Raw genomic sequence first — 21,700 nt, 5'->3', positions numbered from 1 at the left:
TTCCAGCAGGTGGGAGCCCGGAAGGCGCACAGTGTCACCCCCGGAGGGCGCCTCCCGGGTTGCTCGGCGTGCGACACGCGGTGTGCCGGAGCACGCTGGTCGTGAAGCTGCCTGTCCGCCCGACCGGCAGCAGGCCAGGAAAGGGGTGGCAGCCATGTTCGCGAGGCTGAGCACCTATCAGGGTTCACCGGTTCCTGCAAAGGGAGACCTGACCGCGAACTGGGAAGCGACTCTCCAGCACATCCAGGAGGCTTCGGGCTTCCGAGGCGTGTTCTACCTCGTCGACCGGGCCTCCGGAAAGGCCGCGTCGCTGACTCTGTGGGAGGACGAGGAGGCCATGCAGGCCAGCGAGGACAGTGCCGCCCAGCTCCGCGAGGAGGTCGCGCACAGGGAAGGCCAGCGCGTCGCCTCGGTCGAGCATTACGAGGTGGGTTTCGGTCGCGTGGAGCCGTCGTAGTCGGCGCACCAGGCGTCGACGGCGACGCAGAGTCGCCGGACGGGCATCACGGGCCCCACCCTGGCCGGGTCGCGGTCGGCTCGGGATCCGCCACCTGGCCGACGCAGCCGGCAAGCGGGGTTGAGCCATTCGTGTTGTGATCGAAGACAGGGGAACACGCCGGTCGAGGACAGGAGGACACCATGTCCGAGAAGCTGCTGGCCCGGGACATCATGACCGGTGGGGTGCAGTGCGTCGGCGCACACGAGTCGCTGTTCGAGGTGGCGAGGACGATGCGCGATCTGGGCGTCGGTTGCCTTCCCATCTGCGGCGACAACAACAGGCTCACCGGCTTGATCACCGACCGCGACATCATCGTCAAGTGCTGCGCCGAGGGCATCGACCCTGCAACCGTGCAGGCCGGATCCCTCAACGCCAAGATCCACTGGATCGATGCCGAAGCGGACGCCGCCGATGTCCTGACGACCATGGAGGAACACCAGATCAAGCGACTGCCGGTGATCGACGTGAAGGGCGGCCACCGCCTGGTCGGCATGATCACGGAGGCCGATCTCGCGAAGAACCTGAGCGACGAACAGATCGCTGAATTCGTGAGCTGCGTGTACGCGACCGCTCAGTAGCAACTCCTTCAACTGCCGCCGCACCACAGGCCTCTCATGAATTGGTCGGTGAGTATGCTCTGCGCATGATCCAAGCGGTGTTGCTGGACCTCGATGCGACCTTGCTCGACTACGGCACGCCCGCTTGGAGGGCGACTGTGCGGGCGGTGTGCGACACCCTCGTCCGGTCATCGGCCCCCGACCTCGATGCCCAGGCGCTCCACGACGCCTATACACGCCGCTACCTCGACCACATGCGCGCGGGCGGGGACGGGGCGCAGCACCCGCCCGGCCGGATCCCGGATGCCGATTCCATCTGGAGGGAGTGCTGGCGGCAGGCACTCGACGAGTGCGGGCACGCCGAACTCGCCGGTCCTGCGACGGATGAGTACAAGCGGCAGCGTCGTCGGCGCTACGTCCTTTTCGACGACGTGGCGAGCACGCTGAGTGCGCTTCGCAGCGCCTCGTACCGGGTGGGGCTTGTCACCAACGGTCCGGGCGACGCGCAGCGGGACAAGATCACGGCGACCGGCCTGGACAGGTTCCTGGACCTCACCGTGATCTCGGGCGAGGTAGCCGTGTCCAAGCCCGACCGGAGGATTTTCGAGATCACCCTCGAACGCATGGGGCTCGGGCCCACCGATGTCTGCCACGTGGGCGACAGTCTGGTGACCGACGTCGGCGGAGCGCTCAACGCGGGTCTGGGTGCCTCGATATGGCTGAACCGGTCGCGCGCGGTGCGGGACCCCCTGCTGCGTCCCCCGTCGCACGAGATCACTTCTCTTCACGAACTTCCTGCACTGATGCGACTCCACGCACCACGGTGACATAGCCGCTGCGCGGCGGGCCGCTCCCTGATCCAGCCTGATCCGAACGACAGACCCGGGCCCGAGGGGCACCCGTCGTGCGGTGACAGCTTCCGCCGGGCGGCCGTCGTCCGGCGGAAGCAGGGATTCGGCCGGGTCAGGCGTGCGCCGTGGCGCGGGTGGGGCGCAGACGGGACTTGACGCCCACGAGCACGGCCGACAGCACCGCCCAGAGGGCGAGAGTGAGCAGCGGCACTCCTGCGTGGGCACCGTCGAAGTAGCTCAGATCGCTCACCACTCGTACCGCCGCGCCGGGCGGCAACAGAGCGGAGACGGCACGGGCCGCGGCCGGCAGCAGGTCGGAGCTGATGGTGGCGCCGCTGGTCGAGTTGCCGACCGTGAGCAGAAGCAACGTCGCCACCGGGACGCCGATGGGGCCGAGGTAGGTGCCCAGCAGCTTCGTGGTGAACGCTGCCGCTGCCGCCAGCAGCGCCAGTGTGGCCGCCAGTGGGAAGAACGGCGCAGGGACCGCGTCCAGGACGGGGCCTGCGATGATCGCGGCTACGGTGCCGGTCGCCACCGAGACGCCCGTGATCAGCCAGAACCGGTGCCGCAGGTGGAGCACGTTCGCCATGCCCAGGGCGTTCTGGGCGAGGACGAATCCGGCGAGGGTGACACCGAAGGACACATAGAACCCGGCGAGACCCCGCCCGTCGAACGGAGCGAGCGGCACCACGTCGGTCGTCGTGACCTGCTGGCCGGATCCCGCGGCGTACGCGGACACCACGCTCTTGACCGCGCCCGTGGTGGACAGGCCGTTCGCCCCGGCCACCTCCAGGTTCAGCTGTCCGGCGCCGCCGGAGCTCAGCGCAGCGACCACGTCGTGCTGTTCCACTGCCTGGCGGGCTGCGACCGCGCTCTCCGCGGGGCGTACGGCGACACTGTCGCCGAGCGACAGTTCCATCTTGTGCGCGAGCGTGTTGCCCACGACCGCCACCGGCAGCTGATGCGGCTTCGGGTCGCGTTGCAACCCGACGTAACAACTGATGAAGGCCGAGACGAGGACCAGGGCGATCACCGCGGGCTGCAGCAGCGTCCGCAGCGGCGGCCGACTGCTCGGACCCGGGTGGCGCGGCGCGGACGCCTCGCCGGGTACGGAGCCGGGCGGTGCGGTCACTTCCTCGCTGCGGGCGGAGGCGGGTCCGACGGTGGGTGTCATGAGGTAACTCCGGTGTTCTGAGAAATGATGGGGCCGCTCGAGACCGCGGGGGCCGTGCTGCGTCAGGCGGCGGCCGACCGCGTAGCCAGGACCCGCTCGCCCTGACCGCTGACGTCGTCGGCGAGGAGCCTCGAGAAAACCGTGCTGCAGGCCGCGTCCAAGGCCTACGTGGCCATCGAGACGGGGTCGATCTTCTGGCCGACGGGGACGTGGCCGGCCATGCCCATGAGGCAGACGTGCAGGGTGCATACGGCGATGCCGTGCGGAGCGAACTCCCGGCCGACCGATCCGGTCAGCGCCCAGGAGGCGGCCTCGGCCGCGGAGTGGACCTCGCACCCGGGCAGGTGGCCGCCGGTGCCGGAGCCCTTCGGTCCCATGCATCTCCCCGTGTCGGCCGCGTCGGCCACCTTCCGTGAGCGCAGCGGACCAACAATAGATTTCACTAACAATCTAAACAGGGTCGTACGATAGATTGCAAGCGACATCCATGTGGAGGAGGTGGCCGATGGGCCGCGCGTCACAGGCACAGGCGCAGGAGAACCGGAAGCGTGTGGTCGCCAACGCCTCCAGGCTGTTCCGGGAGCAGGGCACCGGAGTGAGCGTCGCGGACCTGATGAAGTCGGCCGGGATGACCCAGGGCGGCTTCTACAAGCAGTTCGCCTCGAAGGACGCCCTGGTCGGCGAGGCCGCCGTGCACGCCTTCGCCCAACTGGAGGCGCGCCGCGCGGCGGAGCTCGACGCACACGACGGGCGACGTGACGCCGCCCGTCAGGGCATGATCGACCACTATCTGTCCACCCGGCACCGCGACAACGCCGGCGACGGCTGTCCGACCGCCGCGCTCGCCGCCGATATGGCCCGGGACGCGGGTGATGCCGCCCACGACGTCTACATCGAGGGTGTACGCGACTTCGCCCAGTGGCTCGCCACCGACGACGAAGACGGCCTGGCCCGCCTGGCCACCCTGGTCGGCGCTCTCCTGCTGGCCCGCGCCACCAACGGCTCCCCACTGTCCGACGAGATCCTCCACGCCGCCCACGCGGCCCTGTCGGACGACAGCTGATCCGCCCGGGCTCTCCGCACCCACCGGCAGGGCGCTCGTCAGGACCCGCTACGTGGGCGCGACATCTCAAAATGCGCGGGACGACGCCTGCGCCCCCATGCTGGGTAGGTGTGCGCATCACCCGTACGGAGAGGAGTGCCCGAGATGATCCGCCGCAAGTGTGCGGCCCTCGGCGCAGCGCTGCTGACCGCCGGGGCCCTGGCGACGACTACGCACGAGGCCGCCGCCGCCGAGAAGACATGCCCCTACACGTCCTCCATCGATCGCCCCGCGCTCACCGGCGTGAGCACCGGTCTTTCCGTGAAGCAGGCGCAGTGTCTGAGCAACGTGTGGGGCGGCGTTCCGAAAGTCGCGGTCGACGGGGTCTTCGGCACCGCCACGTCGAAGAAGATCATCTGGATTCAGGGATGCCACGGACTGGGCAGAACCGGAGTCGTCGACCAGGCCACCTGGCGGGTGCTCTACGACCCCGCGCTGGACTGCTACGACCCCTATCCGAAGTGACCTCGCCGGATTCGGCCGCGACGGCCGACGCGGAAAGCGCGCGCCGATCGGAGGCTTACGGTCGAAGTGGCCCCGCACAAGTGACCAGCCGATGGCCTCGCGCGGCTCGAAGGTCGCGGGCAGCCACCGGCTGGCGCATGCACACGGCTCTTACACCATGGGGTCGATGTCCCCGCCGCCCGCCTGCTTGCTCTGCTGCTTGAGCTCGCGAGCCTTGTCCTTCAGCCGCTGACGCTCCTGCGGGTCGGAGATACGCTCCGCGGCCTGTTCCATCTCCTGTGCCTTCTGGAGAAGTTGCTGGGCACGGGCACCGGACTCGCCTGCAACGCTCATGATCACTCCTTGGTGTCATCGGGGAAGAGCGGGCCACCCCAGCGAAGCAGCGCGCCTGTGCCCGCGCATCTCGAAGGCTCACCCACCGTTATCCGCGCAGGCCGCGGCATGCACATGAGGGTGCGGACGCATCCGCGGGACCGACGCACAAGCGGCTGCCCACGGAGGCGGGTTGAGCAGTACGAACGACCGTGCCCGGGCGGGGCGCCGGCCGCTGCCCCTGCGGCCGTACGCCGGCATCAGACGCGGCAGTGCTGTGGTGGGTGAACGTGCGGCCTACCTGTCGACCTTGTCGATGCGCCACGCAACCATCCCCGTGGCCCCCGGCATCCCCTCGGTGTCGATCTTCACCTTGGCCGCTGGGACCGTGATGCGTCGGCGAAGCGGGACGCCGTCGCAGGCCATGGTCCGGTGGACGGGCTTCTGCAGGGCCATGGACAGGATGATCTTTCCCTTTCCCGCGCAGACGACGGACAACCTGTACGAACGCCCACGTGTCAGTTCCGGCACGGTGTGGAACCCGTCGCTGACACGCTCAAGACCCGCCTCGACGAACAGCGGATCGCTGTCGCCGATCTCCTCCGTGCCGAGGGCTTCCTCGACCTGCTCACCGAGTCTCTCCTCGGCGTGGGCGGATGTTTCGGAGGTGTGCTTCCGTTGCTTCCTTGTACTGCTCTCCGGTGTGCTGGGCCCGTTCGGCTCGCCGGGTGCACTCGTACACCCGGCGGCGAGGGCGACGGACAACAGGGAAGCGCAGAGGACGAGGCTGCGCCGCAAGGGGTGAGGAGGCAGCGGAGTCATCTGTTCGCCGACCGGTATCGCCAACCGCGTATCGTAGTAGGAGACTTCACAGCGCCTGAGCCCAACTTCACTTCGCCACAATGTCGGAACTGGTGCAGTACGTGGTCCAGTTCACCACTCCTAGGCGGGGACGTCGCGCGTGAGCCGGTGGCCCTGGGTGGCCCCCGCTTCCGAAGGTCACAACCTTCGCGCCCCGCAGTCAGCCCCCATGGAAGACGTCTCCGCTACCGGGGCGGACGGTCGAACCAGTCTCTGGTGTCCTGTCCGGTCGAGAGGACGATCACGAGAGCGCCGACTGCGACGGCAATCCCCCACGCGCCGTTGTGCAGCTTCGCGCTGGTCGCAGTGCCGGCGATGATCGATGAGCCGACGATGGTCAATGATCCGACGGCAACAGCGCCGATGCGGACGCGGTGGCCGCCGTTGGTGAACTTCGCGGCAATGACGATCGCGGCTGCGGCGAGCGTCCCGAACGGGAGCGCCGCAAGGAGGAGCAGGCCGATCACCAGCTGTCCCATGGCACCTGTCTGCAGGGTTACAGCGGCCATCATGAGCCACAGGGAGGCCACGATGTTCCCTGCGCCCACGACGAGGAGCAGGGCGCGGGCGGACTTGACCGTGCCGGGCATCTGGACCATGCGGGTTCCTTCGAACGGGCTCGCCTGGGTGGCGACGTACACGGCGCTGCCGGCCACTCGTCGTCGCCCGTGCACCGGTGCACCGCGTCGTGGCGATGGCCGCGGAGGCACAGGATAGGAGCAGGTCGGGAATGGAAGGCCGAGTCATGCGAAGTCGTTATCAGCGGGCGGATCCAGACCTTCATCAGGATGGCTGACCGCTCTCCTGATCGCATACCGCCAGGACCAGCAGGCCACCCTGGGCGGACGACGATTCTGCTGACGGGAGTGGAGTGCACCTCTGCTGCTCGGATGCCAGTGCTCTCTGGCGGCCCTGCGGGCCTTGTTCGCCGCGGATGGAACGCCAACCGCTCATTGCCGCTGGAGGTAACCGCTGGGCAGACCCGTCAGCGGGAACCGGGGCCAGCCGCAGACTGGCTCTCCCCGTTGCTGCGCCATTGAACGTCCACGGGAAGCGATGATCGCCGACGAGTCTTCCTGTCGAGACCGGGTAAGCCCCGCGCCCAGCCGCCTGACGGCTCACCAGGGCGCTGGGCCCTCGTCGTCGGTGAAGGTGCCGGTCGGTCCGTCGGCGCCGATGGTGGCCATCCGGACTGCGGCCACCGCGCCTTCGGCGGGGGTGCGGTGGCCGCGGTGGCCGTTCAGGTCGGTGGCGACGTAGCCGGGGCAGACCGCGTTGACCTTGATGCCGTCGGGCAGCAGGTCTCGGGCGTACTGCAGGGTAAGGGCCGTCAGCGCGGACTTCGACGTGACGTACCCGGCGGAGATCGGGATCGGCGGGCCGTCGGTGCGTTCCAGGTCTGCGTTGATGCTCAGTGAGCCCACGGAGCTGGACACGTTGACGATCCGCGGAGAGGCCGATCGGCGCAGCAGCGGCAGCATCGCGTTGGTGACGGCGATCACCCCGAAGTAGTTGGTCTCGAAGATGGCGCGCAGCACGTCGAGGTCCGCCGTGCTGGGGCGCTGGTCGCCCATGTCGCTGCTCGGAGGGCCGCTGATGCCGGCGTTGTTGACCAGCGTGTCGAGCCTGCCGTAGCGGGACTCGATCTCGGTGGCGGCTGCGGCGGCCGAGACCGGGTCCGTCACGTCGAGCACGACTGAAGCCGCATCGGCGCCGCTCTCGCGCAGCTCCGTGGCGGCCTTCCGGCCGAGCTCGGCATTGCGGGCGCCGATCACGACGATGTGGCCCAGGGCCCCGAGCTGGCCGGCGATTTGGCGGCCGATGCCCTTGTTCGCTCCGGTCACCAGGGTGATCTTGGTTTCGTTCATGGATCCAGCACAACACCGCACCGAACGCGCTGGCCAACACCCGTAGCGTCTCGAACGATACCCTGCAGGTATGGATGTGCCGGAGACGCGGGAGCTCACTTACTTCGTCGCCGTCGCCGAGGAACTGCACTTCGGGCGCGCCGCACAGCGCCTGGGCATGGCGCAGCCCCCGCTGTCCCGCGCCATCGCCCAGTTGGAGCGGCGCATGGGCGTGCAGCTGCTGGAACGCACCAGCCGGGCAGTGAACCTCACCGCCGCCGGCCAGGTCTTCCTGACGGAAAGCCGCAAAGCACTGGACGCGGTATCGGCATCGGTCCGGCGCGCGCAACGGGCGGGACAAACCGATCCGAAGCTCACGCTGGCGATGAAGCCCAACGGGGATGCAGGGCTGCTGGAGTCGATCCTGCGACGCTACCGCCTCGATTCTGATGCCGTCGACATCGAGGTGATCGTCTGCGGCATCGGGGAGCAGACTCCGATGCTGCGCGACGGCAGGGTCGATGTCGCGTTCCTGACCGCGCCCTACGACGACGTCGCGGGATTCGACACCGAAACGCTCGTGACCCAGGACCAGGTGGCCATGCTTCCCCGGGCCCATCGTCTCGCCGGCCGCGCCGCCTTGACCCTCGCCGACCTGGCCGGCGAACAGCTACCCCGATGGCCTGATGACGATGTGCACGCCACCGATGGCCGTCTTCCCCAGGTGCGTGATATCTCGCAGCTGATGCAGCTGGTTGCTCTGGGTCAGCTGGTCGCGGTCCTGCCCGAGTCGGTGCGCCGGCGTGCCTGGCCCGACGTGGTGTGCGTGCCGCTGCTCGATGCGCCGCCCACCGCGGTCATCATGGCCTGGCCGGAGCGGACGACATCACGGGCGGTGGCCGCGCTGATCCGCGCCGGCGCGGAGGCGGCAGGGGCGGGCGCGCTGTATCAAGACGAGCACCGCGGCCAGGACGCCCTGACGTAGGCTTCACACCTTGCGGCGTCACACCTGCGGTTGCTGAGCGCGGGCAGGAACCATGGCCGCAGCCGCCGAGGCCGTCGCACAGTCCTCACAAACCACGATCATCATCGGCCCGCAGCGGGATCAACTGTCGGCGTCCGCGGGTAGTTCGGGCTGTTCGGCGGCGATGCGCTTCGACAGCGACCATCCACACGAGCACCCCTGGGACCGGCGCTCCGCACGATGTCGGGCGGGGCACCAGTTCGGCACGTCGGTCCGATTTACGGCGGCGGCAGCCTGGTTCGGCCGAACGAGCAGCGGTCCCTACTCGGGTCGAACGACTTCGTCTACAAGATGACGAGCAGCCAGGAGTGACTGCCGGGCAGAAGTGGACGAGCGAGGCCACCCCGGGGCGCTGGGGACACTGGCGAGCAGATGACACCGAAGCCCGGCCGTCGCATCCGGCCGAGATGCCCACCGCTGCCGGACCCCTTCGATCAGGGTGAGGAAGGGGTGTTCGTGGCCGTGGCGGATGTCGGCAAGCCGGCCGGCATCGATCGTGTGGGATCGCCCTGCTCACTCCGGGCGCCCGGGATCTGCCCGGGCCGGGGGATGTGATCCAGGTAGGTCACGGTCAGGAACTTGATCTGGCGTGCACTCACCGACACCAGTTGGTGATCGGTGAGCGGCCGGCAAGGCGTTCCGGGGTGAGACCGGTATTCCAGGGGAGCGACCAGGGCCAGTTCGCGGTCGCCGGTCTCCTCGGCCTGGTGTGCGAAGTGCTTGAGCACGCCGGCCAGATACGATCCGTCGACGAGTTCGCAGCCGACGTACGTGCACTTCGCCCCGGTGAGTACCGGGTAACGGCCGAACAGCAGCCACCACGACGACTCGACCGACAGTGGGCCCGGACCACGCGGCAGCAGCTGGGCGGCGGCCAGCGCGGCACCGGCCGCGGCGACGAGCAGGACGCAGGACCACAGTGTCAATCGCCCGTAGTCGGCGCGCACATAGACCCAGCCTTCGCGCACGAGACGGCCGGTGTCGGGGGTGAGGCCGGGTGCGGCCGTACGGATCAGCGCGAACACCGCGAGCGCGATCCCGTCGAAGGCGAGGCTGGCCAGTACGACGCGGGTGGTCTCGCGGAACGCGGACGAGGTGCGCTCGGGCAGGCGCAAGTCGCGGGCTGCCGCATAGACGAATCCCGGGACCAGGCAGACGACGAAGAGAACCAGTCCGAGAATGGAACTGGGCATGGCGCCTCAGCTCTCCGCGTCGTCCGTACGGTGCTCCCCCTGCCGCCCGGCACTGCCCGCCGTAGCGCTGTCGGCAGGGCCGGCCGGTGCGTCAGGGATGCCGGAGGCCGGTGCAGGCAGGCCCACGCCGGCGATCACGGCCTGGCCGCCGTGCTTGGGGCCGTGGAGGAGTTCCTCGCGCGGGCTGGTGAGTGGCCGCCGTCCGCGCGGCTTCGGTGGCGGGGTGGAAGTGGTGGCGCCGGCGCCCGCGTCATCGCCCGTCATCAGTGCCTCCTTGCGCATCATGCGAACGTGCGTACTGATCCTCTTTGTCGGCTCGTGAGCCGGCGTGCGGACCGCGGTGATTCACGGGCCGATGTGGATGAAAGGTGTCCAGATCGCCAGTTCCATACCCGGCTGGGCACGCAGCTCCCGCACCGCGCAGTGGAGTGCGAGTGCGCATTCCTCGGCCGCCAACTCACCTTCGAAGGCGAGGGAGTTGTACAGATGGTCGGCGACGGAACCAGCATAGCGGCCGAGTACCGTCCACATGGTGGCCACCACGTGCCGGTATCCGGCGAACTGGAGCGCGGCAGCGACGTGGATCGCCTCGTCGGGCTGACCGTAGCCGGTGAGCGCCGTACCGCAGCTGGACAGGAAGGTGAACTCCGCGTCGTCCAGGCTCAGTCGGCCGAGTTCGGCGACGGTGAGCGTCCCGTCGTGCAGTCGCAGCCCGCTGTGCGAAGGGTCGAGAGGGTCCAGGTCACCGTGACAGGTGATGTGTGCCCAGCTGTGGTGGCCCAGTGCCCGGCGCACGGCGTCCCGAGTGGCCTCGGGGCCGACGATGACGCTGGTCCGCTCGGGGAAGAAGGCGCTCACCGCCTCGACGTCCTCTTCCGCGTCCGGGAGCGGTGGCCGCCCAGGTGTCTGCGGCATGGCGACAAGAAGCATGCGGCGCCGTCCGGGCCGGGCGGTCGGGCGAGTACGGGCCCTGATGAGGGTGCGCAGAGTCGGCGTGTAGGACGACACGACCCGGTCCAGTACGCAGGCCCCCGGCCGGGGCTCCGGGTGGTAGTGACCCGCGGCGTGGAACGGCAGGAAGGTCAGCGGGCCGACGGGGCACCACCACACTCGCGGCCAGGCGCCGTCGGTCGGCTCGCCGGTGTGGCCGAGCGCGTCCAGGACGGGTTCGACGGCGGCCTCCCACAGCCAGTTCAGGACGTCCCTCATCATCCGGCCGAGCACGTCGAGTTGTCCGTCCGCGTCGTGCTTCATGTCGAGAGCCAGCAGCAGATCCACGTACTCGTACGATTCGAGGGCGCTCATGTACGTGGTCACGCGTTGCTGCACGACGTCCGGGTCGAGCTGGGGCAGAGGGATCACCGTCAGCCCGTCCTGGCTCAGCGCCAGGGCATCGCCGCGGCGTTCGGCGATATTGATCAGGACCACTGTGCCGTTCGTGGCCGCGGTGCACAGGTGGGCGAAGCCGGGCGGGAGCAGGAAGTCCCCGCATCCGGGGACATGCTGTCGTACCTGCTCGCACAGCACGTCCCATCGGCGGGCCAGATCCATGCGCAGGTCCGTGTGGTCAGCTGTGGTGTTCAGGCCGTCGGGTCCGGCGTCCATGGCAAGCAGGCGGGTGCGCACCTGGTGCAGTTGCTCGGCGAGTTCGGGCGCCGTCCGGCGTACCGCGTCCAGGTCGGTGTCGATGTCGAGGGACTGCCTCCACAGGATGGCTCGGCCGTGCTCCAGCAGTTCGACGGCCCGTTCCGGACGACCGGCGTCCAGGGCCGCGGCGGCAGCCTCCTGAGTGAGGGGGCCGATGCGGGTCAGGTGCCGCTCGCGGTCACGGCGGCCGAGGCCGTGCCAGGCGACCAGGGGGACACAGGCCATCGCCTGCTCGTAGGCGGCCAGGGCGGCGGCCGGTTCGGGCGCCTGAGCAGCCAGCTCGCGCAGTGCTGTCATCCGCAGCAGGGGGGAAGCCGTGGCCGCCTCGGCGGCCTCCCGCAGCGCATCGGAGGCGGATGTCCGGTCGGCGGCCGCGGTCGGGCCGGGGCGCGCGTCGGCCCCCTTGAGCAGCAGCCGTGCCCGCAGGTACAACAGTTGGGCTCGCTCGGGCCGCCCCGCCGGGCACTCCTCCAGGGCGTCGGCGACGCCGGTGAGCGCTGCTCGGTGATCGGCCCACCGTGAGGTCGCCGAGAAGCGGTCCGTCAGCGCGTTCGCCAGGTTCGCCAGCAGGCCCGGGCGAATGCGCCGGCCGACGGGAACGGCGTCGACCGCCTCACGCAACAGGTCGATCGACGTGTCGATGTCGTACGTCAGCAGATCGGTGTCATCGGCAGACACGCTGAACGCGCCGTCGAGATCGAGCGCTGGTGCCGACTCGTGGAAATGGCTGCTGTGGGCCAGTGCCAGATTCGACAGATAGGCGGGGCGCAGCGTATGGCGGGGCGGTATCGCCCGGACGGCCTGCCCGCCTGTCTCGATCGCCTCATCCAGGTCCATCGGGTCGCCGAAGTGGTCGAACCGCAGGCGCAGCGCGATTCCGGCCAGGTGCAGCGCGGTGTGCCGTTCGTGTTCCGGAGCGGCCTGTGCGGCGGCCCGGCTGAGTGTGATGGCTTCGTCGAGATCGGCGCGCCCGCCGCGGCGCAGGAAGCGGTCGAGGCGTACGGTCGCGTGCCCGCTGAGAGCGAAGTGATCGGCGTCTGCCGCAGCGGCCTCACGGTACGCGGCGATCGAGGCGTCGAGGTCATCGACGTTCCCGGAGATCGCCGCGCGGGCCCGCAGCGCGTTGCCCAGCCCGGCGTGGGTACGAGCGCGCTGCGGTGAGTCGGCAGGAAGGATCTCGACGGCCTTGTCGAGCGCCTCTACGGCGTGGTCCATGTCCGACGGCGAGCCGGACGCCTCCCCGCGCAGTGTCAGCGCATAGCCGAGGAGGAGCAACCGGGTGGCGTATCCGGCCGTGCTCCGGCCGTCCTCGGCGGACCGTTCCACCCCGTCCTGTGCCATCTCGACGGCGAGGTCGAGGTCATCCGGATGCGGCTCCAGACGGAACCTGTCGCACAGGGCCTGCGCCAGCGTCGGGCCGATGGCGGACTCCCATTGCGCGGACCGGGAGGCATCGGCGTCGGCCGCGGCTTCGAGCAGGACCTCCTCGGCGGAGGCGATCGCGGCATCCAACTCGTCGCGGTCTCCGCGGTGATGGTAGGCCGCGTAGTGCACCTCCGACCGGCGGACCAGAAGCCGCATACGCGCTTCCGTCCTGTCCTCACGCTCCAGACACTCGCGGACTGTCCGGGCGGCCTCCTCGAGGTGGCCGCCGTCCCCGTCGACGCGATACAGGTCGAGCAGCGCGGCCACGAGCAGCTGAGCGACTTCGGCCCCCGTCCGTGCGGCCCCGGACGCGGACGACGACGTGTCGTGGGCGGCCCGAAGGCTGAGCACGCAGTCGTCGAGGTCCTGTCGACGATGGTGTCCGAGGTACAGCGCTCGGCAGGCGCTGCCGAGCATGTGGTGCGTCTGTGCCGCCTCGGGACTGCCTTGAGGGTGGACGGTGAGAACGCGCCGCAGAACGGCCGCCGCCTCCTCGTAGTGACCGGCCAGAAGCAGAGCGGCGCCGAGATTCTGGGCGGGCGCGAGCCACTCGGGATCGTCCGGACGGAGGGGGGCCGGCCCTCCGTGGGCCTGGCGCAGCTCGGCCAAGGCCGCGTCCAGGTCCTCCGGCAGGCCCCGCAGTTGATGGCGTCGCAGGTAGGCCCGGCCCAGGTAACCGTGCATCACGGCCGCAGTCGCCGGGTCGTCGGGGGCATGCCGCACCGCGTTGCTCAGATCGGCGACAGCTCTGTCCAGATCCTCCGCCCGGCCGAGCACCTCGTAGAGCGCGCACAGCTGATGGCCGCGCAGGCACCGGTAGACCACGCGGTCGGCGTGCGCACCGGCTTCGAGTGCCAGCACCTCGGCCTCGGTCAGGACCGCGATCGCCCAATACATGGCGTCCGGATCCCGCCTGTGCGAGGCATCGCGCGCGAGCGCCGCCGCCAAGGCTGTGTCCAGTTCCCGGGCAGCGGCACGGACCGCGTACTGCTGCTCCATCAGCGGGGGCAGCACCGCATCGGGATCCAGATCGCGCACCAGGAAGAACAGCCGCACAGCGGCACTTGTCGCCTCCTCGTGTGCGCGCTCGACAACCTCCAGACGCAGATACCAGTAGAACCAGGCCAGTACGGTGGCTGCCTCCAGGTCCGGTCGAGGTGCCTGGGCCAACAGTTCCCCGGCGGCGGTCACTGCCGTCGGGTCTGTCACCGCGTCGCGCGTGCCCTGCTCGTACTGGACGATGCGGCGCCGCAGTGTGGTGAGCCGATCCAGTTCCTGCATTCGGTTCCCCCGTGTCCCGGAACTTCTCTCAGACGCTAGCACCGGACATGACAGGATCGAGGCCGTCGCCGGCATTGCCCACCCCGCTTCGCCGCACATCCGGCCCACCGCCGCTCGACCTCGCATCCGCCCCGCGGCAGCGATCGCCGGCGAGATGCCGCCGGATACGGGGAGCCGCCCGAGTCGCGCTCGGCCGACCGAGCTGACCGACCGGACGAGTGTCCGGCTCACATACGCAGCAGAAACGGCCCATCGGCGGCAGCACCACACCGACATGACGTTCCGTCACTCCTTGCGGCCCTGCCTCACCTCCACGGGCCACTGGGGTGGTACGTGGCGACACGGCATCCGTGGGCGGCCCGGGTCCGGGGGACCGGCTCCGGATCCGCGTTTAATCGCGTCCGAGAACCGGAACGCCGGGCACGGACAGCGCTGACGGGCGCGGATCCCCGGGCCACGCCCCACAGCGTTTGAGGGAGACTGCCATGAGCGGCACAACGGCTTTGCCGACACCGTCCGGTCCCTACCTGGGCGAAGGGCTGTTGCCCGCCGACTTCTACGCCTACGAGGATCTGCTGTCGGACAGCGAGCGGGAGAGGGCCGAGTCCGTGCGCGCGTTCCTCCGCACGCAGGTCGCCCCGATCGTCGACGACTGCTGGGCCCGGGCCCTTCCAACTCGTCGAGAGCTTCGGGAAGCTCGGCTTGATGGACTGGGCCGACCCGGACTCCCAGGAGTCGGGGCCGAGCAACCTCCTCGCGGGCTTCATCGCGCTGGAGATGGCGCATGTCGACGCGTCCATGGCGACGTTCGCCGGCGTGCACATGGGTCTGGCCATGGGCACGATCCTCACCTGCGGTTCCGACGAACAGAAGCGGCGATGGCTGCCGGCGATGAGCCGCTTCGAGAAGATCGGCGCCTTCGGGTTGACCGAGCCGCACGGCGGCTCCGACGTGGCCGGCGGCCTGCTGACGACCGCGCGCCGCGACGGCGACGTATGGATTCTCGACGGCGCGAAGCGGTGGATCGGAAACGCGACGTTCGCCGACCTGGTCGTCATCTGGGCCCGCGATGTCGAGACGCAGCACGTGCTGGGCTTCGTCGTGGAGAAGGACACCCCCGGGTTCACCGCGACGAAGATCGAGAACAAGATGGCGCTGCGGATCGTGCAGAACGCCGACATCGTGCTCGACGGCTGCCGCGTCCCGGAGGCCAACCGGCTGCAGAACGCGAACTCCTTCAAGGACACCGCCAAGATCCTGCGCCAGACGCGCAGCGGCGTGGCGTGGCAGGCGGTGGGAATGATGTTCGGCGCCTACGAGATCGCCCTGCAGTACGCGAAGGAGCGCGAACAGTTCGGCCGCCCGATCGGGGGCTTCCAGCTCGTGCAGGACCTGCTGGTGAAGATGCTCGGCAATGCCACGGCCTCGTGCGGGATGATGGTGCGCCTGGCCCAGTTGCAGGACGCCGGCGTGTACAGGGACGAGCAGTCCGCCCTGGCGAAGGCCTACTGCACCGTGCGGATGCGCGAGAACGTGGGGTGGGCGCGGGAACTGCTGGCCGGCAACGGCATCATCCTCGACTACAAGATCGGCCGCTTCGTCGCCGACGCCGAGGCCATCTACTCGTACGAAGGCACGCGGGAGATCCAGACCCTCATCGTCGGACGTGCCGTGACCGGCGGCCTGAGCGCCTTCGTGAGGTGACCGGGATGACCACCGAATCCGTCTTCACCGGCTTGAAGGTCCTCGACGCGTCGAGCTTCATCGCAGGACCGGCCTCAGCCACCGTGCTCTCCGACTTCGGAGCGGACGTCATCAAGATCGAGCCGCCGGGGACGGGCGATCCCCAGCGGCGGCTGAGCTCCGTGCCGCCCAGTCCCCGGGCGCGGGCCAACTACAGCTGGCACCTCGCCAACCGCAACAAGCGCGGCATGGTGATCGACCTGAAGTCGCCGTCGGCCACCACGGTCCTCAAGCGCCTCGTCGAGTGGGCCGACGTGGTGATCACCAACTTCCCGCACGGCACACGCGAGAAGCTGCACCTCGGCTACGAAGAGGTCGCGGGCTGGAACCCGCGGGTCGTCTACGCCGACATCACCGGATTCGGGGACGCCGGCCCCGACGCCGGCCAGCCGGGCTTCGATCTGACCGCCGCCTGGTCGCGCAGCGGACTGCTGGCCTCCACCCGGGACGCGGGGGCCCCGCCGACGGTGCCGGTCTGGGGCAGCGGCGACTACATGTCGGCGATCGCGATCTACGCGGCGATCGTGACCGCCTTGTACCGCCGTGAGCGCACGGGACAAGGCGCCAGTGTCGGGACGTCGCTGCTCGCCTCAGGCGTCTGGGCCACGGGAACGCTCGTGGCCGGCGCGCTCGCCGGCGGCACGCCGTTCGAGCTGCACGACCGGAAGGCGCCGGCCAACCCGCTGATCAACCCCTACCGGACCGCGGACGACGAGTGGTTCATGCTGGTCGCCTCTCCCCCGCACTGGCCGGGACTGACGCGGGCCATCGGTCACCCCGAACTGCTCGACGATCCCCGCTTCGCGGACGTCGAGGGCTTCGTCAAGAATTCCGCCGCGTTGAGCGAGCTGCTCGACGCCGAGTTCCGCACACAGCCCTTCGCCCACTGGAAGGACGCCCTGGGCCGGGAACGCGTCACCTACAGCCTCATTCAGACGCCGGAGGAGGCCGCGCAGGACCCGCAGCTGCGCGCGAACGACATCGTGGTGCCGCTGGAGGGCGTCAGCGGGCTGACGGAGACCATCAGCAGTCCGGTCAACCTCCGAGGGGTGCCGAAGGTGCCGGCTAAGCGAGCGCCCGATCTGGGCGAGCACAACGACGAGATCCTCACCGAGCTGGGATTCGGCCCCGCCGAGATCTCCGAGCTGCGCGCCCAGGGAACGATCCCCGGCACGTCGGAAGGCGCGGCGTCGCCATGAACACGGCGCACGAGGCGTCCGCCTCGGTGCTCCACGAGCGCCGCGGCGGCGTACTGACCATCGCCCTCGACCGCCCGGCGCAGAAGAGCGCCGTGGACCACGAGGTCGCGGCACGGCTCGCGTCAGTCTCGGGATCGGCTCGACGCGGACCCGGAACTGTCGGTCGCCGTACTCACGGGCGCGGGCGGGGTGTTTCAGTCACCCACCTCCCGACCGGCGTCCGACTCCCAGGAGCAGTGACCAACCATGAATGCGCACAGACCCGTCCACCGCGTGACGATCGTCGGCACCGGCACCATCGGCGCGAGCTGGGCGACGCACTATCAGGACGGATCGCGGGGACCCCCCTCGGGGCAACAGCGTGAACCGCTCGCCGATGGACCCGCCGTACGGGCGGCGGACGCCAGAGATCCTGTTGACCCACCTGATGGAAGGCATCGGCCTCGCCCTCGATCGGGACGCCGGCCTCATGTACGTGACCGACCTGGCCGGGAACGTCTACGCCGCCGATCTCGACGGATCGAACCGGACGGAGATCCTCGTCCCGCAGGGGAACCTCACCGGCATCGCCCATACCGTGTTGCCGGCCGGAACGAGTGTCTGACTGATCTTCGACCTGTGGGACAAGAGCCGGGTGGGCCGATCCGGGGGTGTCTCCTCGGTTGTCGAACTGCCGATCAGTCCCGAGGTGGGCGGCTTGCGGTGTGCCCGCTCGCGCGCGGGGCTTCCTCCGGCCACATCACGCACTAGGTTTTGATCCGGTACCGCCGCACGGCGCCGCGTTCGGTGTCCCGGATGTCCTCGAGGACGCCTCCCTGATGTTCGATCGTCTTCACCGAGGCAAGGTTGTCGACGGAGCAGACGATCAGCACCTGTTCCAGACCGAGCGTCCGCGCTTCGTCGAGTATCCGGCCCAGCGCCCAGGTGGCCAGCCCGCGCCGACGCGAGGACGGCCGGATGCCGTAGCCGATGTGGCCGAACTGCAGCACGTAGTCGTTGAGCCCGTGCCGCAACGCGATTCCGCCGTGCACCCGGTCGCCCTCGACGATCCATCGATACGTACAACCTCGGCCGGTCTCCGCGGCCTCCGGACCCGACTCCTCAGCCAGCAGCGCCACCCACGCCGCGAACCCGTCCGGCGAGTCGACTTCGTCCGACGGCCCCAGCCCGAATCCGTCCTCGTGGAAGCCGGGCCCCCACTCGTCACGTGCTTCCCGCCAGGCGGCGTACAGGCGAGTGGTGGGCGCGATCAGTTCAGGCACACGGCAAAGATACCGATCCGGACCATCGTGATCTGCGGATGGACTACGGAACGCGTTCCGTGGTCGACTCCGCAGCCGTCTGCGAATGACACGGCAGGCGAGGACGCGGCAGACTGCAGCCATGTGGACAGGGGCGGCAGCGATGATGCTGGTCTTCGTGCTCGGGTCGGCCTCGGCGATCGGCAAAGCTCGCAAGGGTCAGTGGTGGACGGCCGGCGCGGTCCTTCTTCCCGTCCTCGGCATGGTGGGGATGCTGCTCGGCGGCGTGGCGTGGCGGAGCACGTCGCTCTTCTGGCTGGGATGCCTGTTCGTGGCGGCCGGCTTCGGCGCTGAGGCCATGGCCTACTGGACAACTCGAACTCCCGGAACGGACAAGGCAGTTCGGTGACGGGGCGCCACTCCGAGGCAGGTCGAGTGCCCTGCGCCCTCGCCGCTCAACCAAGGTCGGACACGATCGCCTCGACGACCACAAGCTGCGCGCCATCGCCGAAGCCCAGGCCGCCGGTCCGGTGCGCCAGGGAGATCCGTTCGACGTGATGGCCATGGTCATCACCATGGGCCATGGCTTGGTCACCGGTCAGCAACGTCTACGCGGCAACCGCCCAGGAACCCCCCGAAGTACACGAGCCGCGTCGCATCCTCCTCCGCGAATGCGTCCGGCGTGCCATGGCAGCCGACTGACGGAGGAACAGATGACGTCGCCCCGGGCACACGGAGGGGCCCGGTGAACACACCGGACCCCTTGCGTCGTACGCCTTGGCCTTCGTCAGCTCAGCTGAACGGTGTCGCCGGCCGAAGCGACCTGCATCGTCGTGGTCGTGCCGTCGAAGTACCAGCGCCAACTGCCGGCCGAAGCGGCGGTCACGGTGGTGCTGAGCTTTCCGCCACTGCCCGTCTTCACGGTCTTGACCGTCGTGTACGAGGTGGCACCGGCCTTCTTGAACTGGAGCTTCACGGCCTGCCCTGTGAACCCGTAGTACTTCAGGTCCTCCCAGTGTGCCCGCGCGAGCTTGCCGGTGACAGTGAGTTTGCCGCCCTTCCTCACCGGCTCCGGCGAGGCGTTGGTGACGAGGGTCGCGGCACGCTTGACCTTGTACGAGGCGATGCCGTCGGAGATCCAGTAGTCACCGTCGTTGGCCTTCACCGTCGCGCTCACCATCCACACCCCGGCCATCGCGTTGGCGTCGTCTGCCGAGTACCCGGGCATCCAGCCCGGGACGATCTTCATCATCGCGGTGCAGACCGACGTCGTGGCGCTCTGCTTCACGCACGTAACGGAACCGTCCTGCTCCGGGACCCCACTACCGCTGCTGTAGCTGTACGTGCTGACCCGTGTCACCCCCTTCACCCCTGAGTTGTCCTTGATCGTCATGACGATGGGGTACCTGATGGTCTTCGACGTCCCCACGATGACGTTGGTCCCGTGATCGACGACCGTCCTGGTCACCCGGATGTCGCCCCGCCCCTCGGCGTGCGCGCCCGACACGGTGACGAGCGTCAGCGCCGCCGTCCCCGCCGCCACGGCTACGCCTCTTGTCCTGCGCATACGTGCATGTCCCTCTCCCCGGCCCCGATGTGGTGCGCGGAGCGTACAACAGGGCCCGGGGAGCACCTGCGGTGAGATGCCTCGCGAGAATCCCACCCTCTGAACGGTGGGTCGGGGTGGCCGGCCACCGATGGCGACGGTCGCCGGTGAAGCCGCGGACGCTCGAGCCGCCCGGGTCCCGATGTCGTGCACGGCCTCCCTGCCGCTCGCGATCTCACTGGGCGCCGAACGGGTCGGTGATGCGGCCGGATGCGCATCCTCCCGGTGTCGGGCCGGAGGCCGAACCGCGGGCGGATGGACACCCGCCGACCTGCTACAAGAAGCTCGCACAACTCACCACGTGAGACATGCTCCTTGAAAGTAGGGTGGCGCATTGTGAAGGCTCTCGTGCTGTCGGGAGGTTCGGGTACGCGGCTGCGGCCGTTCACGCACACTTCGGCCGAGCAACTGTTGCTCGTGGCCAACAGGCCCGTCCTCTTCCACGGCCTCGATGCCATCGCCGATGCGGGCATCACCGACGTCGGCATCGTCGTCGGAGAGACCGCCGACGAGATACGCCATGCGGTCGGCGACGGTTCGCGGTTCGGGCTCGACATCACCTACATCCCACAGGGGGAGCCGCTCGGCCTGGCCCACGCGGTGCTGGTCTCCCGGGAGTTCCTCGGTGACGAGGACTTCGTGATGTACCTGGGCGACAACATAGTCGTCGGTGGCATCACCGAGTTCGTGGACGCGTTCCGCGTCGACCGCCCCGAGGCCCGGATCCTGCTCACCCGCATGCCGGACCCCACCGCGTTCGGCGTGGCCGAGTTGGACGGGTCGGGGGCCGTGGTCCGGCTGGACGAGAAGCCGGCACGTCCAAGGAGCGATCTGGCGCTGGTGGGGGTCTACCTGTTCTCGCCCGCCGTCCACGAGGCGGTGCGCTCCATCGCGCCTTCCCGGCATGGCGAGTTGGAGATCACGCACGCCATCCAGTGGCTCATCGATCACGGCCGGGACGTGCGCGCCACGACGATTTCCGGTTATTGGAAGGACACCGGCGACGTCAGCGACATGCTGGAGGCCAACCGCGCGGTACTCGAAGGGCTTCGGCCGTGCATCGCGGGCGAGGTGGACACGGCCAGCGAGATCGCCGGCCGGGTCGCGATCGCCGAGAGCGCTCGGGTGCACGGCTCGCGCATCGTGGGCCCGGCCATCATCGGCCCCGACGCGATCGTCAGCGGCTCCTCCATCGGCCCCTTCACCTCGATCGCGGAGGGATGCCGGATCGAGGACAGCGAGATCGAGTTCTCCATCGTGCTGCCCGGGGCCTCGATAAGGGGCGTGCACGGGGTCGAGGCGTCGGTGATCGGACGCGACGCCGAGGTCAGCCCGGCTCCGGCCTTCCGGCGCGCCCACCGTCTCGTCCTCGGCGATCACAGCAAGGTGCAGATCTCGTCCTGGTCACCACCGCGGTCCTGGTGACCGGCGGCCCGGTCACATCGGCTCGCGTCGTGGAGCGCCACGCGGTCGGCGTCGGCAGGGCGCAGACCCGCCCGCTCGGCCTCGGCCGCACGAAGCGCCGTGGCGTCCCCGTCCGTCCGTCGACTCGGTTCAGGCAACGGGCGTTCGGGGGCGAACAGGCGGGCCGTGCTCGCGCCGCGGTGCGTAGCCCTTGCCCGACCGGCACCCCCGTGGCACCGCCGGTCGGCTCCGGAGCCCATGGCAACGCC

The 21,700-nt window shown here is 69.4% G+C and carries 22 protein-coding genes and 1 pseudogene; 12 read left to right on the top strand and 11 right to left on the bottom strand.

From position 1 onward, the window contains the following. Window positions 1-154: 154 nt before the first annotated feature. The 3 genes from OG963_RS38805 (at window position 155) to OG963_RS38795 (ending at window position 1,883) form a co-directional block, all read left to right on the top strand. On the top strand, window positions 155-457 hold the full coding sequence (locus tag OG963_RS38805) for a hypothetical protein (RefSeq protein ID WP_030920697.1): 303 nt from the start codon (window positions 155-157) through the stop codon (window positions 455-457). 182 nt (window positions 458-639) lie between these two features. Next, entirely contained in the window at window positions 640-1,077 is a 438-nt protein-coding gene (locus OG963_RS38800; protein ID WP_093929853.1) for a CBS domain-containing protein, read from the top strand. Between the two features lie 65 nt (window positions 1,078-1,142). After that, window positions 1,143-1,883 carry an HAD family hydrolase gene (locus tag OG963_RS38795; RefSeq protein WP_093929852.1) on the top strand — a complete coding sequence of 247 codons (741 nt, stop codon included), beginning with the start codon at window positions 1,143-1,145 and terminating at the stop codon, window positions 1,881-1,883. A 136-nt stretch (window positions 1,884-2,019) separates the two neighbouring features. Here OG963_RS38795 and OG963_RS38790 read toward each other — a convergent pair whose 3' ends face one another. Beyond that, window positions 2,020-3,081: a hypothetical protein gene (locus tag OG963_RS38790; RefSeq protein ID WP_371799943.1), complete on the bottom strand. Its 1,062-nt coding sequence runs from the start codon at window positions 3,079-3,081 to the stop codon at window positions 2,020-2,022. A gap of 164 nt (window positions 3,082-3,245) precedes the next feature. After that, a complete protein-coding gene (locus OG963_RS38785; protein WP_093929850.1) occupies window positions 3,246-3,458 on the bottom strand; it encodes a hypothetical protein in 213 nt (70 codons plus the stop codon). A 128-nt stretch (window positions 3,459-3,586) separates the two neighbouring features. Here OG963_RS38785 and OG963_RS38780 point away from each other — a divergent pair, with 128 nt between their 5' ends. Further along, window positions 3,587-4,144, top strand: a complete 558-nt coding sequence (locus OG963_RS38780) for a TetR/AcrR family transcriptional regulator (protein WP_371799942.1) — start codon at window positions 3,587-3,589, stop codon at window positions 4,142-4,144. 144 nt (window positions 4,145-4,288) lie between these two features. Continuing rightward, window positions 4,289-4,648 carry a peptidoglycan-binding protein gene (locus tag OG963_RS38775; RefSeq protein ID WP_093929849.1) on the top strand — a complete coding sequence of 120 codons (360 nt, stop codon included), beginning with the start codon at window positions 4,289-4,291 and terminating at the stop codon, window positions 4,646-4,648. A 150-nt stretch (window positions 4,649-4,798) separates the two neighbouring features. On the opposite strand, the gene OG963_RS38770 is transcribed toward OG963_RS38775, so the two are convergent. The 4 genes from OG963_RS38770 to OG963_RS38755 all read right to left on the bottom strand — a co-directional run bounded on the left by OG963_RS38770 (window position 4,799) and on the right by OG963_RS38755 (window position 7,689). Then, a complete protein-coding gene (locus OG963_RS38770) occupies window positions 4,799-4,981 on the bottom strand; it encodes a DUF6381 family protein (protein WP_030920718.1) in 183 nt (60 codons plus the stop codon). Window positions 4,982-5,257: 276 nt separating this feature from the next. Then, a complete protein-coding gene (locus OG963_RS38765; RefSeq protein ID WP_371799941.1) occupies window positions 5,258-5,806 on the bottom strand; it encodes a hypothetical protein in 549 nt (182 codons plus the stop codon). 200 nt (window positions 5,807-6,006) lie between these two features. Continuing rightward, window positions 6,007-6,420 (bottom strand): hypothetical protein, encoded by a 414-nt coding sequence (locus OG963_RS38760; RefSeq protein WP_143136437.1) that lies wholly within the window; start codon window positions 6,418-6,420, stop codon window positions 6,007-6,009. A 519-nt stretch (window positions 6,421-6,939) separates the two neighbouring features. Further along, entirely contained in the window at window positions 6,940-7,689 is a 750-nt protein-coding gene (locus OG963_RS38755) for an SDR family oxidoreductase (RefSeq protein WP_319325654.1), read from the bottom strand. A 70-nt stretch (window positions 7,690-7,759) separates the two neighbouring features. Between OG963_RS38755 and OG963_RS38750 the strand changes: the two genes are divergently transcribed. After that, window positions 7,760-8,653: a LysR family transcriptional regulator gene (locus tag OG963_RS38750; protein WP_371799940.1), complete on the top strand. Its 894-nt coding sequence runs from the start codon at window positions 7,760-7,762 to the stop codon at window positions 8,651-8,653. 473 nt (window positions 8,654-9,126) lie between these two features. Here OG963_RS38750 and OG963_RS38745 read toward each other — a convergent pair whose 3' ends face one another. The 3 genes from OG963_RS38745 to OG963_RS38735 all read right to left on the bottom strand — a co-directional run bounded on the left by OG963_RS38745 (window position 9,127) and on the right by OG963_RS38735 (window position 14,238). Continuing rightward, entirely contained in the window at window positions 9,127-9,885 is a 759-nt protein-coding gene (locus tag OG963_RS38745) for a DUF6338 family protein (RefSeq protein WP_371799939.1), read from the bottom strand. 6 nt (window positions 9,886-9,891) lie between these two features. Next, complete coding sequence (locus OG963_RS38740) at window positions 9,892-10,149, bottom strand: hypothetical protein (protein WP_371799938.1); 258 nt, start codon at window positions 10,147-10,149, stop codon at window positions 9,892-9,894. A gap of 81 nt (window positions 10,150-10,230) precedes the next feature. After that, a complete protein-coding gene (locus tag OG963_RS38735; RefSeq protein ID WP_371799937.1) occupies window positions 10,231-14,238 on the bottom strand; it encodes a CHAT domain-containing protein in 4,008 nt (1,335 codons plus the stop codon). Between the two features lie 705 nt (window positions 14,239-14,943). Between OG963_RS38735 and OG963_RS38730 the strand changes: the two genes are divergently transcribed. From OG963_RS38730 to OG963_RS38720, 3 genes are all read left to right on the top strand, one after another. Further along, window positions 14,944-15,942, top strand: coding sequence for an acyl-CoA dehydrogenase family protein (locus tag OG963_RS38730; protein ID WP_371799936.1), 999 nt, complete (start codon window positions 14,944-14,946; stop codon window positions 15,940-15,942). Window positions 15,943-15,947: 5 nt separating this feature from the next. Continuing rightward, window positions 15,948-17,180: a CaiB/BaiF CoA-transferase family protein gene (locus OG963_RS38725; RefSeq protein WP_093929840.1), complete on the top strand. Its 1,233-nt coding sequence runs from the start codon at window positions 15,948-15,950 to the stop codon at window positions 17,178-17,180. A gap of 361 nt (window positions 17,181-17,541) precedes the next feature. Continuing rightward, window positions 17,542-17,784 carry a hypothetical protein gene (locus tag OG963_RS38720; protein WP_177309236.1) on the top strand — a complete coding sequence of 81 codons (243 nt, stop codon included), beginning with the start codon at window positions 17,542-17,544 and terminating at the stop codon, window positions 17,782-17,784. A gap of 142 nt (window positions 17,785-17,926) precedes the next feature. Here OG963_RS38720 and OG963_RS38715 read toward each other — a convergent pair whose 3' ends face one another. Next, window positions 17,927-18,442 carry a GNAT family N-acetyltransferase gene (locus OG963_RS38715; RefSeq protein ID WP_177309235.1) on the bottom strand — a complete coding sequence of 172 codons (516 nt, stop codon included), beginning with the start codon at window positions 18,440-18,442 and terminating at the stop codon, window positions 17,927-17,929. 121 nt (window positions 18,443-18,563) lie between these two features. Between OG963_RS38715 and OG963_RS38710 the strand changes: the two genes are divergently transcribed. Continuing rightward, window positions 18,564-18,830, top strand: coding sequence for a hypothetical protein (locus OG963_RS38710; RefSeq protein ID WP_143136436.1), 267 nt, complete (start codon window positions 18,564-18,566; stop codon window positions 18,828-18,830). Window positions 18,831-18,894: 64 nt separating this feature from the next. Further along, a pseudogene (locus OG963_RS38705) lies at window positions 18,895-19,123 on the top strand (TetR/AcrR family transcriptional regulator); the annotation flags it as partial. An 85-nt stretch (window positions 19,124-19,208) separates the two neighbouring features. Here OG963_RS38705 and OG963_RS38700 read toward each other — a convergent pair. Further along, the gene (locus tag OG963_RS38700; RefSeq protein ID WP_093929837.1) at window positions 19,209-19,988 is read right to left on the bottom strand and encodes a hypothetical protein; all 780 of its coding nucleotides are present in this window, start codon (window positions 19,986-19,988) and stop codon (window positions 19,209-19,211) included. A gap of 375 nt (window positions 19,989-20,363) precedes the next feature. On the opposite strand from OG963_RS38700, the gene OG963_RS38695 reads away from it, so the two are divergent. Next, window positions 20,364-21,452 carry a glucose-1-phosphate thymidylyltransferase gene (locus OG963_RS38695; protein WP_319739427.1) on the top strand — a complete coding sequence of 363 codons (1,089 nt, stop codon included), beginning with the start codon at window positions 20,364-20,366 and terminating at the stop codon, window positions 21,450-21,452. The last annotated feature ends 248 nt before the right edge of the window (window positions 21,453-21,700 follow it).

The organism is Streptomyces sp. NBC_01707, from assembly GCF_041438805.1.
Lineage (GTDB): Bacteria > Actinomycetota > Actinomycetes > Streptomycetales > Streptomycetaceae > Streptomyces.
This window is presented reverse-complemented; position numbering and strand designations above follow the sequence as displayed.

Bases quoted from the DNA above. Each gene is read 5' to 3' on its own strand.
- OG963_RS38805 (WP_030920697.1), top strand. From the start codon at position 155: ATGTTCGCGAGGCTGAGCACCTATCAGGGTTCACCGGTTCCTGCAAAG.
- OG963_RS38800 (WP_093929853.1), top strand. From the start codon at position 640: ATGTCCGAGAAGCTGCTGGCCCGGGACATCATGACCGGTGGGGTGCAG.
- OG963_RS38795 (WP_093929852.1), top strand. From the start codon at position 1,143: ATGATCCAAGCGGTGTTGCTGGACCTCGATGCGACCTTGCTCGACTAC.
- OG963_RS38790 (WP_371799943.1), bottom strand. From the start codon at position 3,081: ATGACACCCACCGTCGGACCCGCCTCCGCCCGCAGCGAGGAAGTGACC.
- OG963_RS38785 (WP_093929850.1), bottom strand. From the start codon at position 3,458: ATGGGACCGAAGGGCTCCGGCACCGGCGGCCACCTGCCCGGGTGCGAG.
- OG963_RS38780 (WP_371799942.1), top strand. From the start codon at position 3,587: ATGGGCCGCGCGTCACAGGCACAGGCGCAGGAGAACCGGAAGCGTGTG.
- OG963_RS38775 (WP_093929849.1), top strand. From the start codon at position 4,289: ATGATCCGCCGCAAGTGTGCGGCCCTCGGCGCAGCGCTGCTGACCGCC.
- OG963_RS38770 (WP_030920718.1), bottom strand. From the start codon at position 4,981: ATGAGCGTTGCAGGCGAGTCCGGTGCCCGTGCCCAGCAACTTCTCCAG.
- OG963_RS38760 (WP_143136437.1), bottom strand. From the start codon at position 6,420: ATGGTCCAGATGCCCGGCACGGTCAAGTCCGCCCGCGCCCTGCTCCTC.
- OG963_RS38755 (WP_319325654.1), bottom strand. From the start codon at position 7,689: ATGAACGAAACCAAGATCACCCTGGTGACCGGAGCGAACAAGGGCATC.
- OG963_RS38750 (WP_371799940.1), top strand. From the start codon at position 7,760: ATGGATGTGCCGGAGACGCGGGAGCTCACTTACTTCGTCGCCGTCGCC.
- OG963_RS38745 (WP_371799939.1), bottom strand. From the start codon at position 9,885: ATGCCCAGTTCCATTCTCGGACTGGTTCTCTTCGTCGTCTGCCTGGTC.
- OG963_RS38740 (WP_371799938.1), bottom strand. From the start codon at position 10,149: ATGACGGGCGATGACGCGGGCGCCGGCGCCACCACTTCCACCCCGCCA.
- OG963_RS38735 (WP_371799937.1), bottom strand. From the start codon at position 14,238: ATGCAGGAACTGGATCGGCTCACCACACTGCGGCGCCGCATCGTCCAG.
- OG963_RS38730 (WP_371799936.1), top strand. From the start codon at position 14,944: ATGGACTGGGCCGACCCGGACTCCCAGGAGTCGGGGCCGAGCAACCTC.
- OG963_RS38725 (WP_093929840.1), top strand. From the start codon at position 15,948: ATGACCACCGAATCCGTCTTCACCGGCTTGAAGGTCCTCGACGCGTCG.
- OG963_RS38710 (WP_143136436.1), top strand. From the start codon at position 18,564: ATGTGGACAGGGGCGGCAGCGATGATGCTGGTCTTCGTGCTCGGGTCG.
- OG963_RS38700 (WP_093929837.1), bottom strand. From the start codon at position 19,988: ATGCGCAGGACAAGAGGCGTAGCCGTGGCGGCGGGGACGGCGGCGCTG.